The following is a 13,387-nucleotide window of genomic DNA, read 5'->3' on the forward strand; positions in this document are numbered from 1 at the left end:
ATTTGAACGCGTGGGCGGGAGACCCGCCCACCCTACGTCAGGCGACGGTATTCGAATCGATGATCCCGCCACCCAGGCACACGTCGCCGTCGTACAGCACGGCCGACTGCCCCGGCGTCACCGCCCACTGCGGCTCCTCGAAATCGAGCGCGAAACGCTGGATGCCGTCGGCGTGCACGGTGCAGGCCACGTCGGCCTGGCGGTAACGGGTCTTGGCCGACAATGCTTTTCCGCTGACAGGCGGCTCGCCCGCGACCCAGCTGGCCTGTCCGGCCTCCAGGCGCGGCGACAGCAGCCACGGATGATCGTGGCCCTGCACGATGTACAGCGTGTTGCTGGCCACGTCCTTGCGCGCCACGAACCACGGCTCGCTGGTGCCGTCCTCGGTCTTGCGCGACTTCAGGCCGCCGATGCCGATGCCCTTGCGCTGGCCCAGCGTATAGAACGACAGGCCGATATGCTCGCCCACGGTCTCGCCGGTATCGAGCTTCATCGGGCCCGGCTTGTGCGACAGGTAGCGGTTCAGGAAATCGCGGAACGGGCGCTCGCCGATGAAGCAGATGCCGGTCGAATCCTTTTTCTGCGCGTTGGGCAGCTGCAGGCGTTCGGCGATTCTACGCACCTCGGTCTTCGGGATCTCCCCCAGCGGGAACAGCGACTTCGACAGCTGCGCCTGGTTCAGGCGGTGCAGGAAGTAACTCTGGTCCTTGGTGTGGTCGAACGCTTTCAGCAGTTCGAAGCGGCCGTCGTTCTCGCGCACGCGTGCGTAGTGGCCGGTCGCGATCAGGTCCGCGCCCAGCTTCATCGCATGGTCGAGGAAGGCCTTGAACTTGATTTCGGCGTTGCACAGCACGTCCGGGTTCGGCGTGCGGCCGGCCTGGTACTCGCGCAGGAATTCCGCAAACACGCGGTCCTTGTATTCGGCGGCGAAGTTGACGGCCTCGATGTCCACGCCGACCACGTCGGCCACGCTGGCCGCGTCGATCCAGTCCTGGCGCGTAGAACAGTATTCGGAGTCGTCGTCGTCTTCCCAGTTCTTCATGAACAGGCCGATGACTTCATAGCCCTGTTCCTTCAGCATCCACGCCGCGACCGAGGAGTCGACACCGCCCGACATCCCGATCACGACTTTTTTCTTGCTCATTTCTGTTTCCGTATTCTTTAGATTCCACCTTCGAAAACCGAAGGATGGGTGTACAGCAGGTGCAGCGGCGTGCGGTGACCGGCCAGGTAGTCGTCGACGCACTGCAGCACGATCGGGCTGCGGTGGCGCTCGGCGGTGGCAGCGATCTCGTCGCGCGTCATCCACAAGGTGCGCAGGATGCCTTCGTCGAGCGGCTGGTCCAGTTCGCGGCCGGCGTGGCCGCAGAAGGTGAAGCGCAGGTACGTAACGTCGGCGCCGCGCGATTTCGAATGGTAGCGCGACATGTACATACCCACCAGCGCGGTCGGGATGAATTCGTGCGCGGTTTCCTCCAGCGACTCGCGCACCACCGCCTGCTCGAGCGACTCGTGGGGGTCGAGGTGCCCGGCCGGCTGGTTCAGCTTCACGCCTTCGCTCGTCTCTTCCTCGATCAGCAGGAAGCGTCCATCGCGTTCGATGATCGCGGCGACGGTCACGGATGGTTTGAAGATATCGGTCATGCGCGTCCTTGAAAATGAGCCGACATTCTACCTTGACAGGCGGCATCTTTGCTCGTCCACCCCAGCTACGGTGCGCTTGCCTGTCGTTAAATGGCCTTGATCTATTGCAAACATCTGAGCCGTGGCGCTGGTGCCGCACCCGGCTTTTCGCGACAATCAGAAATTGATTTTTTAGTATTTGTTGTTGAGCAATAGTCGTAATTACATGTTAGATTGTGGACAGATGTGTCCACTGAACGGAGGATTCATGAGAATTGGCATACCGGCCGAGACCAGGCCGGGCGAGACCCGCGTCGCTGCAACGCCCGAAACGGTCAAGAAGCTGGCCGCGCGCCACCAGCTGCTGGTGGAAGCCGGCGCCGGGGTGCGGGCCTCGATTCCCGACGCGGCGTATGAAGCGGCCGGCGCCACCATCGTCGACAGCGCCACCGCGCTGGGCGCCGACATGGTGCTCAAGGTGCGCAGTCCCGACGCCGCAGAGCTTGCCCGCATGCGGCCCGGCACCGTGCTGGTCGGCATGCTCAATCCCTTCGATACCGAGAACCTGGCCCGGCTTGCCGGCGCCGGCCTGAGCGCCTTCGCGCTGGAAGCCGCGCCGCGTATCACGCGCGCCCAGTCGATGGACGTGCTTTCCTCACAGGCGAATATCGCCGGCTACAAGGCCGTCATGCTGGCCGCGAACACCTACGGGCGCTTCATGCCAATGTTGATGACGGCGGCCGGCACGGTCAAGGCGGCGCGGGTGCTGATCATGGGTGTCGGCGTGGCCGGCCTGCAGGCCATCGCCACCGCCAAGCGCCTCGGCGCCGTGATCGAGGCCTCCGACGTGCGCCCGCCGGTGAAGGAACAGGTGGAGTCGCTCGGCGCGAAGTTCATCGACGTGCCCTACGAGACCGACGAGGAGCGCGAGATCGCCAAGGGCGTGGGCGGCTACGCGCGGCCGATGCCGGCCGGCTGGATGCAGCGCCAGGCGGCGCTGGTGCACGAACGCGCCAGGCAGGCCGACATCATCATCACCACCGCCCTGATCCCGGGCCGCAAGGCGCCGGTCCTGATTTCGGAAGACACGGTCAAGGCCATGAAACCGGGCTCGGTGATCGTCGACATGGCGGTCGAGCAGGGCGGCAACTGTCCGCTGACGGAGCTGGGCCGCACGGTCGTCAAGCACGGGGTCCACATCATCGGCGAGCCGAACCTGGCCGGGCTGGTGCCGGCCGACGCCTCGGCGCTGTACGCCCGCAACGTGCTGGACTTCCTCAAGCTCGTCATCGACAAGGACGACCAATTCGTGATCGACCGCGAGGACGAGATCGTGCGCGCCACGCTGGTGTGCGCGGACGGCGCGGTGTTAAAGGCATAAGAACCACGAACAGGAGCGGAGCATGGAAATCAGCCACACCGTCATCAACCTGATCATCTTCGTGCTGGCCATCTACGTCGGCTACCACGTGGTCTGGAACGTCACCCCTGCGCTGCATACGCCGCTGATGGCGGTGACCAACGCGATCTCGGCCATCATCATCGTCGGCGCCATGCTGGCTGCCGGCCTCACCGAAGGACTGACAGGGCAGGTAGCCGGCACCCTGGCGGTGGCGCTGGCCGCCGTCAACGTATTCGGCGGCTTCATGGTCACGCGCCGCATGCTCGAGATGTTCAAGAAGAAGGAACCGAAACGGTCCGTCGACCAACCTGTTGCGAAAACCACGGCGGAGGAGCGGGCATGAACTTCATCAGCATGAATGTCGTGACGATGCTCTACCTGGTGGCCTCGGTCTGCTTCATCCAGGCGCTCAAGGGCCTGTCCTCGCCGTCGACGGCGCGGCTCGGGAATACCTTCGGCATGGCCGGCATGGCGATCGCCGTCGTGACCACCATCGCTCTCATGCTCAAGCTGCAGGCCGAGCTGGCCACCGGTAGCGGCATGGGCTTCACCCTGGTGCTGCTGGGCGTGGTGGTGGGCGGCGGCATCGGCGCGGTGGCCGCAAAAAAAGTCGAGATGACCAAGATGCCGGAACTGGTCGCGGCGATGCATTCGCTGATCGGCCTGGCCGCCGTCTGCATCGCGATTGCCGCGGTGTCCGAGCCCTGGGCCTTCAATATTGCCGAGCGTGGCGGCGCGCTGCCCTTCGGGAACCGGCTGGAGCTGTTCATCGGCACTTTCGTCGGCGCAGTGACCTTCTCGGGTTCGGTGATCGCTTTCGGCAAGCTGTCGGGCAAATACAAGTTCCGCCTGTTCCAGGGCGCGCCGGTGCGCTTCGCCGGGCAGCACATCCTCAACCTGGTGCTGGCGATCGCGATCATCGCGCTGGGATTGATGTTCTGCTTCGACGACAACGTGGCGCCGGCCTGGACCCCGTTCATCGTCATGGCCGCGCTGTCCTTCGTGCTGGGCGTCCTGATCATCATCCCGATCGGCGGCGCCGACATGCCGGTGGTGGTGTCGATGCTGAACTCCTACTCTGGCTGGGCGGCGGCCGGTATCGGCTTCTCGCTGAACAACTCGATGCTGATCATCGCCGGTTCGCTGGTGGGGTCGAGCGGCGCCATCCTGTCGTACATCATGTGCAAGGCCATGAACCGCTCCTTCTTCAACGTGATCCTGGGCGGCTTCGGCGGCGAGGCGGTCGTGGACGATGGCGGTACGAAGGAGCAGAAGCCGGTGAAATCCGGCTCGGCCGACGACGCCGCCTTCATCCTGCAGAACGCGGAATCGGTGATCATCGTCCCGGGCTACGGCCTGGCGGTGGCGCGCGCCCAGCACTCGGTAAAGGAACTGGCCGACAAGCTGACCGAGCACGGCGTGCAGGTACGCTACGCGATCCATCCGGTGGCGGGGCGCATGCCGGGCCACATGAACGTGCTGCTGGCCGAGGCCGAGGTGCCTTACGACCAGGTGGTCGAGATGGAAGACATCAACGGCGAGTTCGGCCAGACCGACGTGGTGCTGGTGCTGGGCGCGAACGACGTGGTGAACCCGGCCGCCAAGGACCCGAAATCGCCGATCGCCGGCATGCCGATCCTCGAGGCCTACAAGGCCAAGAGCATCATCGTGAACAAGCGCTCGATGGCTTCCGGCTATGCGGGCCTGGACAACGACCTGTTCTACCAGCCGAACACGATGATGGTGTTTGGCGATGCGAAGAAGGTGATCGAATCGATGGTGAAGGCCGTCGAATAGTCAACTCCCTGCACACCCATTAGGGTCAGCGTTGAATTGTTTTCCGTGATTTCGCGATCGGTCGCGCTCCAGGCAATCATGGCGCCTCCTCAACTGATCCGGGATGCTGGGCGAATAATTCGACGCTGACCCTCATTTCTCAACGATGAACGCACACCGATTCAACGTGTTCGGCAAACTGGTTGCCATCAGCGGCAAGCCCGGTGCCTGGGAGGCCTTCTATCCTGGGAACGATGGAAAGCGCCGGCCAGCCGATTTCGTCGTTCCTGCCGATATCGCCGAAGACGCTCTGGCCGACTACCTGGGCGACCTGTTCCACGAAGACGCCACCCCACGACGCAACACGGTCGAGCGCCTGCCTACCGATCAGGGTTCAACGGCGGCCGAACATCATCAGGTCGGCCAGCAGCAGGCGGGCGGGTTTGACGACGTCGAGGGCGGCCAGGGACAGGCCGAGTAGCGGCTGCAGCGGGCCGCCGCCAATGAAGGCGCGGGCCATGCTGTCGGTCAGGGAGATCGTCAGGCGGCGGTCCCGCCCGCGCTCGGTCATGAAGGCGCCGACGGCATCGGGCGTGGCGCCTCTCGCCAGCTGGCGTGCCAGGACGGCGGCGTCGCGCAGGCCGAGGTTCAGGCCCTGGCCGGCGACCGGGTGCAGGGTCTGGGCGGCATTGCCGATCGCGACCGTGCGGGCAGTGGCGCGGGCTTCGGCGTTCAGGCCGAGGGGGAAGGCCACACGCGGCGAGGCGGCGGTGAACTTGCCGAGGCGGGTGCCGAAGGCCTTGCCCAGTTGCGCGAGAAAGCCGGCATCGTCGAGCAGCTGGACGTCCACCGCACGTTCCGGCCGCATGCACCACACCAGCGCGTACTGGTGGCCATCGCCGCCATCCTGCGGCAGCAGCGCCAGCGGGCCTTCGTCGGTGAAGCGCTCGAAGGCGCGGTGGGCGACAGGATCACTGACGCTCACGCGCGCGATCAGGGCGGTCTGTCCGTAGTCGCGCTGCTGCGCTTGGCCAGCCTGCTGGCCGAACACGCCGCCCTCGGCCTGCACCGCCACCTGCGCGAACACGCTGCGGCCGTCGTCCAGGCGCAAATGCACCCCATTGTCTTCTTCGTCGAACGAGTCGACGCGCGCCGGACGCAGCGTGGCCACGCCGGCCTTGTCGCAGGCGCGCGCCAGCGCGTCGACCACGTCGCCGTAGCGCGCCACATAGCCCAGCGCCGGCAGGCGGTGCTCGGCGCGGTCCATCAGGCTGCGGCCCAGCTGGCCGCGGCGCGACACGTGGATTTCGTGGATCGGCGTGGCCGGCAGCGGCCAGGCCCGGACTTCTTCGAGCAGTTGCACGCTGCCCCAGGACAGCGCGATCGAACGCGGGTCGGTGATCGCCTGGCCAAGCGACTTGCCGTCGATGAGCACGATGCGCTTGCCCTCCACGCCGCGCCGCACCAAAAAGGCGGCCAGCGCCAGGCCCACCGGGCCGGCGCCGCAGATCGCCACATCGACATCGATCCCTTGGTCCGTCATCAGCGCTTCTCCATCAGTTCTTCGATCCCGGCCACGCTCTTCGGCGCGTCCGACGACAGCACCCGGCAGCCATCCTCGGTGACGATCACGTCGTCCTCGACCCGGATGCCGATGTTCCAGAACTGCTCCGGCACGCCCTCCGCCGGGCGCACGTAGATGCCCGGCTCCACCGTCAGGGCCATGCCCGGCAGCAGTGGGCGCGAAGGCTTGTCCGCCTGCGCCAGGTCGCGGTAAGGGCCAACGTCGTGCACGTCCATCCCGAGCCAGTGGCCGGTGCCGTGCATGTAGAACTGCAGATGCGCCTTGTCGGCGATCGCATCGTCGGCCGAGCCGTATCTGGCCCGGTCGAGCAGGCCCACATCCAGCATCCCTTCGGCCAGCACCCGCACCGCTGCCTCGTGGATGCCGCTGTAAGGCCGTCCCGGGACGATCGCGGCAACAGCCGCTTCCTGCGCCCGCAGCACCAGCTCATACAGCAGCTTTTGCGGCGCGCTGAAGCGGCCACTTACCGGCCAGGTGCGCGTTATGTCCGAGGCGTAGCCATCCAGCTCGCAGCCGGCATCGACCAGCACCAGCTCGCCCTCGCGGCACTGCCGGTTGTTCTGGCTGTAGTGCAGGACGCAGGCGTTGGCGCCAGAGGCGACGATGGCCGGATAGGCCGGGAACTGGGCGCCGTTGCGGCGGAATTCGTGCAGCAGCTCGGCTTCGATCTCGTATTCGAACACGCCGGGCCGGGTAAAGCGCATCGCGCGCGCGTGGCTAGCTGCGGCGATGCCGGCGGCGCGAAGCATGATCGCCTGTTCGCCGGCGTCCTTCAGCAGGCGCATCTCGTCGAGCATGCCGGGCAGGTGGTGGGTTGAGCTTGGTGCCGTGATGCCGCTGCGGCCCTGCGCGCGCACCGCCTTGAGCCAGCCGCCGACCTGCGCATCGAGCGCGGCGCCGTGGCCGAGCGCGTAGTACAGCGCCGGCACATTGGCCAGCAGCTTGCCCATCTGCGCATCGAGTTCGTCGATCGGAAAGGCCTGGTCGAAGCCGAATGCGATGCACGCCGCTTCCGGGCCATGGCGGTAGCCGTCCCAGATCTCGCGTTCCAGGTTCTTCTCGCGGCAAAACAGGATCGAGCGCGCCGGCGCATCGCCGGCAGCGGCGACCAGCACCAGCACGGCTTCCGGCTCGGTGAAGCCGGTCAGGTAGTAAAAATAGCTGTCGTGCCGGTAGGGATAGTCGCTGTCGCCGTTGCGCAGCACTTCCGGCGCGGTGGCCAGCACCGCGACCGATCCCGGCTGCATGCGCGCCGCCAGGCGCGCACGCCGTTCGATGCAGGACGCAACAACCGACGAGACGGCCGCCGTCATGACCCCAGACGCAGTCATGAACCTGTTTTGGCCGCGCGCAGCGGCGCGTTCAGTTCTTCCAGCTGGCCCGCGGTGCCGACGTTGACCCACTGGCCCGTATACAGTTCGCCGCCGACGCGGCCCTGCTCGATGAACTTGCGCATCAGGGGGCCGAACTTGACGAATTCGCCTGCCTGGATCCCGGCGAACATCTCGGGACGGTAGACGCCGATGCCGGCGAAGTTGAACTTCTCCGGTCCGTCGTTACGCAGGGTGTACATGTCGAGGGCGAAGTCGCCGTCCGGGTTGTGCCAGGGATTCGGCGTCAGCCACAGCCAGGCGATGTCGCGCTTGTCCGGCGGGTAGGGAACGCCCACCATGTCCTTGTCCTTCAGGACGTCGAACACCTGCGCGAAATCGAAGTAGGGCGCATAGATGTCGCCCGATACCGCGAGAAACGGTTCGTCGCCCAGCAGGTGCAGGGCGTTGGCGATGCCGCCCGCGGTCTCGAGCGGGGTCGGCTCGTGCGAATACTGGATGCGCGCGCCGTACTTTCTGCCGTCGCCCAGCTCTTCCTCGATCATGTGGCCGAGGTGCGAATGGTTGATGACGATGTCGGTGATCCCTGCGCGCACCAGGTTCAGCACGTGGTAGGTGATCATCGGACGTCCGCGCACCTTGAGCAGCGGCTTGGGGCAGGCGTCCGTGAGCGGGCGCATACGCTCGCCACGGCCGGCGGCGAAAATCATGGCTTTCATGAGAAGGGACCCGTCGTCAGAAGGTGTAGCCGACCGCCGGCGCCTTGTCCTCGAGCGCGTCGAGAAGGCGGATCAGCGGTTTCAGTTCGATGTAGCGGTTGGCGGTGCGGCGCACGTAATCCAGCACCGTCGGCAGGTCGCCCATGTAGATCGGCTTGCTGTCGCGGTAGTTCAGGCGGCAGAAGATGCCGAGGATCTTCAGGTGGCGCTGCAGGCCCATGAATTCGAAGTCGCGGTAGAAGGCGTCGATGTCCGGGTTCACCGGCAGGCCCACCTGCTTGGCGCTCTGCCAGTAGCGCACCACCCAGTCCAGCACCATCTCTTCGTCCCACTGGATGTAGGCGTCGCGCATCAGCGAGGCCAGGTCGTAGGTGACCGGGCCGTAGACGGCGTCCTGGAAGTCGAGCACGCCCGGGTTGCCCGCCTCCAGCCACATCAGGTTACGCGAGTGGAAATCGCGGTGCATGTAGACCTGCTGCTGCGCCAGCACGTTGGCGGTGATCGCCTCGAACACCTTGTCGAGCTGTTCCTGCTGCTTCGCGTCCAGCGTCACGCCGAGGTGGCGCTGGAGATACCACTCGGGGAACAGGTTCATTTCGCGCAGCACGAAGGCGCGGTCGAATTCCGGCAGCTTGCCCGGCTCGCTGGCCAGCTGGAATTTCAGCAGGGCGTCGACCGCGCTCGAATACATGAAGGCGGCATTGTCCGAATCGAGGCGCTGCAGGTAGGTGGTCACGCCAAGATCGGACAGCAACAGATAGCCGCTCTCGACCTTGCGCTCGACGATGGCCGGCACCGTGACCCCGGCGTCCATCAAGAGGCCCTGCACATGGATAAAGGCCGGCACGTTCTCGCGCTCGGGCGGGGCGTCCATGGCGACCAGGGTCGCACCCAGCTTGTCACGCATCCCGGGGACGACGTCATAACGGAAATAGCGGCGGAAGCTCGCATCCGAGGATGCCGGACGGCCGGTTTCCACATCCACCAGGCCGGTCGAGGCCAGCCATTCGGTCAGGCCCTGCAGACGAGCATCCTTGTCGGCGGAAGTAGAAGAATTTTGATACAAAGAAGACATGAAGCGGCCTGGTGAATCGGGTTGGTCGAGGTAATTCCCATATAATAAGGGATTCATTCCAAAAATACCGCCCTTTATGGCGCACGCAGATTCTCCATGAGCTGGTTTTCGGCCCACCCATTTCCCCCGCGTCAGGTGTTCGCATTGTATGTACTGGCTGCAACTGCTGCCGGTGTGGCTCTGCCGCTGCATGCGCAGACCGTAGCTCCCGCGCCACAGCCGCCCGCGCCGGCCACATCCGCCGATGAACAAGACCTGCCGATCACGATCCGCGCCGAGGACATCAGCGGCCGTCCCGACCGCCAGATCAACCTCGAACGCAATGTCGAACTGACACGGGGCCAGACACGCCTTACCGCCGACAGCGCATGCTACCTGCGCGTCGAAGACCAGGTCACCGCGACCGGCAACGTGAACATGTGGCGCTTCGGCGACCGCTACAAGGGCGACGAGCTGCAGCTGAACATGGAGACCGGCAAGGGCTACCTGCTGCGCCCCGAGTACCGCCTGCAGCTGAATAACGCGCAGGGCAATGCCTCGCGCATCGACTTCCTGGGCGAGAACGTGGCGCTGGTGCGCGACGGCACCTACAGCACCTGCGAAGGCCCGGACCCTGACTGGTACCTCAAATCGAGCACGCTGCGCCTGGATAGCGGCCGCGACGTCGGCCTGGCCGGCAAGACCGTCATCTATTTCAAGGACGTGCCGATCATCGGCACCCCGGCCCTGTCGTTCTCGCTGTCGGGCGCGCGCCGCTCCGGCTGGCTGGCGCCCACCGTGGGCTTCGGCTCCAAGGGCAAGGCCGAGGTGATGGTGCCGTATTACTTCAACATCGCCCCGAACCGCGACCTGACGCTCTACCCGCGCCTGATGCTCGACCGCGGCCTGCAGCTCGGCGCCACCGGGCGCTACCTGGGCGTCACCGGCCTGGGCGCCTATGCCGGCGAGACCCACCTCGAAGGCCTGCGCAAGGACCGCGAGACCGGCGAAGACCGCTGGCGCGTCGACTCGGTCCATACCCAGGGCCTGGGCAAGAACTGGTCCTACGGCTGGAACCTGCACGGCGCGTCCGACGACGAATACCCGAGCGATTTCTCGCGCACCGTGGCCGCCAGCGCCGAGCGCCAGCTGCTGCGCGAGGTGCGCACCGACCTGGTCGGCCAGTACTGGACCCTGAGCGCGCGCGCCCAGAACTACCAGGTGCTGCAAGACCCGGCCGCGGCCACCAACCCGAGCCTGACCGTGCCGCGTCCCTACGACCGCCTGCCGCAGATTAATTTCCACGCCGGCCGCTACGACGTCAAGGGCTTCGACTGGGCGGTGGATGCCGAGGCGGTCAGCTTCTGGCACCCGGATCTGTTGCGCGGCAACCGTGCCGTGGCCGTGGCCCAGGTCAGCTATCCGATCGTGCGCCCGGGCTGGTTCGTCACGCCGAAAGTCATCAGCCACCATACCAAGTACGACCTGGACCGCGCCAACGGCTATACCGGCCCGACCAAGCTGTCGCGCAGCCTGAACACCTTCTCGCTCGACAGCGGCCTGGTGTTCGAGCGCGAGACCACGCTGTTCAAGAGCGCCATGACCCAGACCCTGGAGCCGCGCCTGTTCTACGTGTACACGCCGTACAAGGATCAGAGCCTGTTCCCGAACTTCGGCACCGGCCGCGCCGGCTTCAACTACGCCCAGCTGTTCAGCGAGAACCGCTACGTCGGGCTTGATCGCGTGTCGGACGCCAACCAGATGACGGCCGCCGTGGTGTCGCGCTTCATCCAGCAGGACGGCGCCGAGCGCCTGCGCATGGCCTTCGGCCAGCGCATCTACTTCGACGAGCCGCGCGTGCGCCTGCCGGGCGAGCCGGTGCACCAGAGCCGCTCCGACGTGCTGCTGGCGGCGTCCGGCCGCATTTCGGAGACCTGGAGCTTCGATAGCGGCGTACAATATGACGCGACCGGCAGCAACCTGTACAGCTCGAACCTGAGCACGCAGTGGCGGCCGGGCCGGATGAAGGTCCTGAACGCCGAATACCGCTACCAGCGCGGCAGCTTCCGCAACGTCGACCTGTCGGGGCAGTGGCCGCTGTCCTCGCGCTGGTACGGCGTCGGGCGCGTGAGCTATGCGCTGCGCTCGTACACGGTGGGCAGCCTGGAGCCGGGCAAGGGCAAGCTGCTCGAGAGCCTGATCGGTCTCGAGTACAAGGCCGATTGCTGGGTGTTCCGTTTCGGCGCGCAGCGCTTCGTGACCGCCGCCCAGACGACCTCGACGCCGATCTTCTTCCAGCTCGAACTCAATGGCCTGTCGCGCCTGGGGTCGGGCAACCCGCTCGAAGCGTTCAACAAGAGCGTACCGGGCTATACGCAGCTGAATACGAACATGGGGCGCCTCTGATATTTAAGGGCGCCTTAACCGCCGTGGAGTACACTCCCGGCGGACAATTGAATGTTGAATGATTCTTCACCCTGAATGAGTGCTTTCCAGATGATGCGTTCCACCCGTTTGCACACTACCAAGCTCGCCGCAGCCCTGCTGTGCGCGCTGACCGCGGGCCAGGTGCTGGCCCAGGCATCGAGCGCGCCAGCCGCCGCTCCCGCGACCAAGCCGGGCAGCGGCTTCCTGCCGCCGGCATCGAGCAGCGCCACGGTGATCGACTCGATCCACGTGGTGGTCAATGACGAAGTGATCACCAAGAACGAGGTGCGTGGCCGCGTGGCCCAGACCGCGCAGAACCTGAAGGCGCGCAACGTGCAATTGCCGGACCAGACCACCCTGGAGCGCCAGGTGGTCGAGTCGATGATCGCCGAACGCGCCCAGCTCCAGCTGGCCAAGGAAATGGGCGTGCGCGTCGACGACCGCAGGCTCGACGCCACCATCGTCCGCATCGCCGAGAACCAGAAGATGTCGGTGCAGGAAATGCGCAACCAGATGGAAAAAGAGGGCATGGCCTTCGGCCAGTTCCGCGAAGACATCCGCAACGAAATCATGCTGCAGCAGCTGCGCGAGCACGAGGTCGATTCCAAGATCCAGGTCTCGGAAGCCGAGATCGACACCTACCTCGCCGCCTCCAAGGCGCTGGCCGCCGAGCGGGTCGAGATGAACCTGTCGCAGATCCTGGTGGCGGTACCCGAAAACGCCTCGCCCGAGCAGATCGCGGCGCGCCGCGCACGCGCCGACGAGGTGGCGCGCCAGCTGCGCACCGGCGCCGATTTCAGCAAGATGGCCGCGACCTATTCCGACGCACCCGACGCCCTCAAGGGCGGCGAGATCGGCTGGCGCGACCCGGACCGCCTGCCGGAGATCTTCGCGAACGAACTGCGCAAGCTGAACCCCGGCCAGGTCACCGCGATCATCAAGACCAACGTCGGTTTCCACATCCTCAAGATGGCGGAGAAGCGCAGCCTGGCCGAGGCCGCCGCAGCCGACAGCGCCGTGGTCCAGCAGACCCGCGTCAGCCACATCCTCATGAAGCCGACGCCGACCATGAATGCGGCCGAGGTCAAGAAGAAGCTGCTCGAACTGAAGGAAAAGGTCGTTAACAAGACCGCCACCTTCGAAGACCTGGCGCGCCAGAACAGCCAGGAACCGGGCAGCGCGGCCAAGGGCGGCGACCTGGGCTGGCTGGAACCGGGCGACGCCGGTCCGGAATTCGACCAGGCCCTGGCTACCCTGAAGCCGGGCGAGATGTCGGACGTGATCGAGTCGGCGTTCGGCTTCCACATCCTGCGGGTCACCGAGCGCAAGTCCGAAGACCAGAGCAAGCAGAAAGAGCGCAACGCGGCACGCCAGGTCCTGCGTGAGCGCAAGCAGCAGGAAGCGCTGGAAGACTGGATGCGCCAGGTGCGCGACCGCGCCTACGTCGAGTTCCGCGAGGAGCAGTAATCC

Annotated in this window: 10 protein-coding genes and 2 pseudogenes; 6 read left to right on the forward strand and 6 right to left on the reverse strand. The window is 65.8% G+C overall.

Going from position 1 to position 13,387, the window contains the following annotated elements; all coding sequences use genetic code 11:
- Window positions 1–37 precede the first annotated feature (37 nt).
- Window positions 38–1,309: a tRNA 2-thiouridine(34) synthase MnmA gene (gene mnmA, locus AC56LU_RS03865; protein ID WP_497174288.1), complete on the reverse strand. Its 1,272-nt coding sequence runs from the start codon at window positions 1,307–1,309 to the stop codon at window positions 38–40.
- Window positions 1,310–1,323: 14 nt separating this feature from the next.
- Window positions 1,324–1,644, reverse strand: a pseudogene (locus AC56LU_RS03870) (NUDIX domain-containing protein); the annotation flags it as partial.
- Window positions 1,645–1,891: 247 nt separating this feature from the next.
- On the opposite strand from AC56LU_RS03870, the gene AC56LU_RS03875 reads away from it, so the two are divergent.
- From AC56LU_RS03875 to AC56LU_RS03890, 4 genes and pseudogenes are all read left to right on the forward strand, one after another.
- Window positions 1,892–3,004: a Re/Si-specific NAD(P)(+) transhydrogenase subunit alpha gene (locus AC56LU_RS03875; RefSeq protein ID WP_497174289.1), complete on the forward strand. Its 1,113-nt coding sequence runs from the start codon at window positions 1,892–1,894 to the stop codon at window positions 3,002–3,004.
- A gap of 22 nt (window positions 3,005–3,026) precedes the next feature.
- Window positions 3,027–3,368, forward strand: a complete 342-nt coding sequence (locus tag AC56LU_RS03880; protein ID WP_497174290.1) for an NAD(P) transhydrogenase subunit alpha part 2 — start codon at window positions 3,027–3,029, stop codon at window positions 3,366–3,368.
- Window positions 3,365–4,822 (forward strand): NAD(P)(+) transhydrogenase (Re/Si-specific) subunit beta, encoded by a 1,458-nt coding sequence (locus AC56LU_RS03885; protein ID WP_497174291.1) that lies wholly within the window; start codon window positions 3,365–3,367, stop codon window positions 4,820–4,822. The genes AC56LU_RS03880 and AC56LU_RS03885 overlap by 4 nt, the downstream gene beginning before the upstream one ends.
- A gap of 145 nt (window positions 4,823–4,967) precedes the next feature.
- Window positions 4,968–5,180: pseudogene (locus AC56LU_RS03890) on the forward strand (DUF7661 family protein); the annotation flags it as partial.
- Between the two features lie 15 nt (window positions 5,181–5,195).
- Here AC56LU_RS03890 and AC56LU_RS03895 read toward each other — a convergent pair.
- The 4 genes from AC56LU_RS03895 to AC56LU_RS03910 are packed head-to-tail and all read right to left on the reverse strand — an operon-like array spanning window position 5,196 to window position 9,511.
- Window positions 5,196–6,344: an FAD-dependent monooxygenase gene (locus tag AC56LU_RS03895; protein WP_497174292.1), complete on the reverse strand. Its 1,149-nt coding sequence runs from the start codon at window positions 6,342–6,344 to the stop codon at window positions 5,196–5,198.
- Window positions 6,344–7,717, reverse strand: a complete 1,374-nt coding sequence (locus AC56LU_RS03900) for an aminopeptidase P N-terminal domain-containing protein (protein ID WP_497174293.1) — start codon at window positions 7,715–7,717, stop codon at window positions 6,344–6,346. Before AC56LU_RS03900 ends, AC56LU_RS03895 begins: the two co-directional genes overlap by 1 nt.
- On the reverse strand, window positions 7,714–8,436 hold the full coding sequence (gene murU / locus AC56LU_RS03905) for an N-acetylmuramate alpha-1-phosphate uridylyltransferase MurU (RefSeq protein ID WP_497174294.1): 723 nt from the start codon (window positions 8,434–8,436) through the stop codon (window positions 7,714–7,716). The genes AC56LU_RS03900 and murU overlap by 4 nt, the downstream gene beginning before the upstream one ends.
- Window positions 8,437–8,452: 16 nt before the next feature.
- Window positions 8,453–9,511, reverse strand: coding sequence for an aminoglycoside phosphotransferase family protein (locus AC56LU_RS03910; RefSeq protein ID WP_497174295.1), 1,059 nt, complete (start codon window positions 9,509–9,511; stop codon window positions 8,453–8,455).
- Window positions 9,512–9,607: 96 nt separating this feature from the next.
- Between AC56LU_RS03910 and AC56LU_RS03915 the strand changes: the two genes are divergently transcribed.
- Together AC56LU_RS03915 and AC56LU_RS03920 are read left to right on the forward strand one after the other, a co-directional pair.
- Window positions 9,608–11,896 (forward strand): LPS-assembly protein LptD, encoded by a 2,289-nt coding sequence (locus AC56LU_RS03915; RefSeq protein WP_497174296.1) that lies wholly within the window; start codon window positions 9,608–9,610, stop codon window positions 11,894–11,896.
- Between the two features lie 90 nt (window positions 11,897–11,986).
- The gene (locus AC56LU_RS03920; RefSeq protein WP_497174297.1) at window positions 11,987–13,384 is read left to right on the forward strand and encodes a peptidylprolyl isomerase; all 1,398 of its coding nucleotides are present in this window, start codon (window positions 11,987–11,989) and stop codon (window positions 13,382–13,384) included.
- Window positions 13,385–13,387: the final 3 nt, after the last annotated feature.

It is taken from the genome of Telluria sp. PB2R4 (assembly GCF_059685695.1).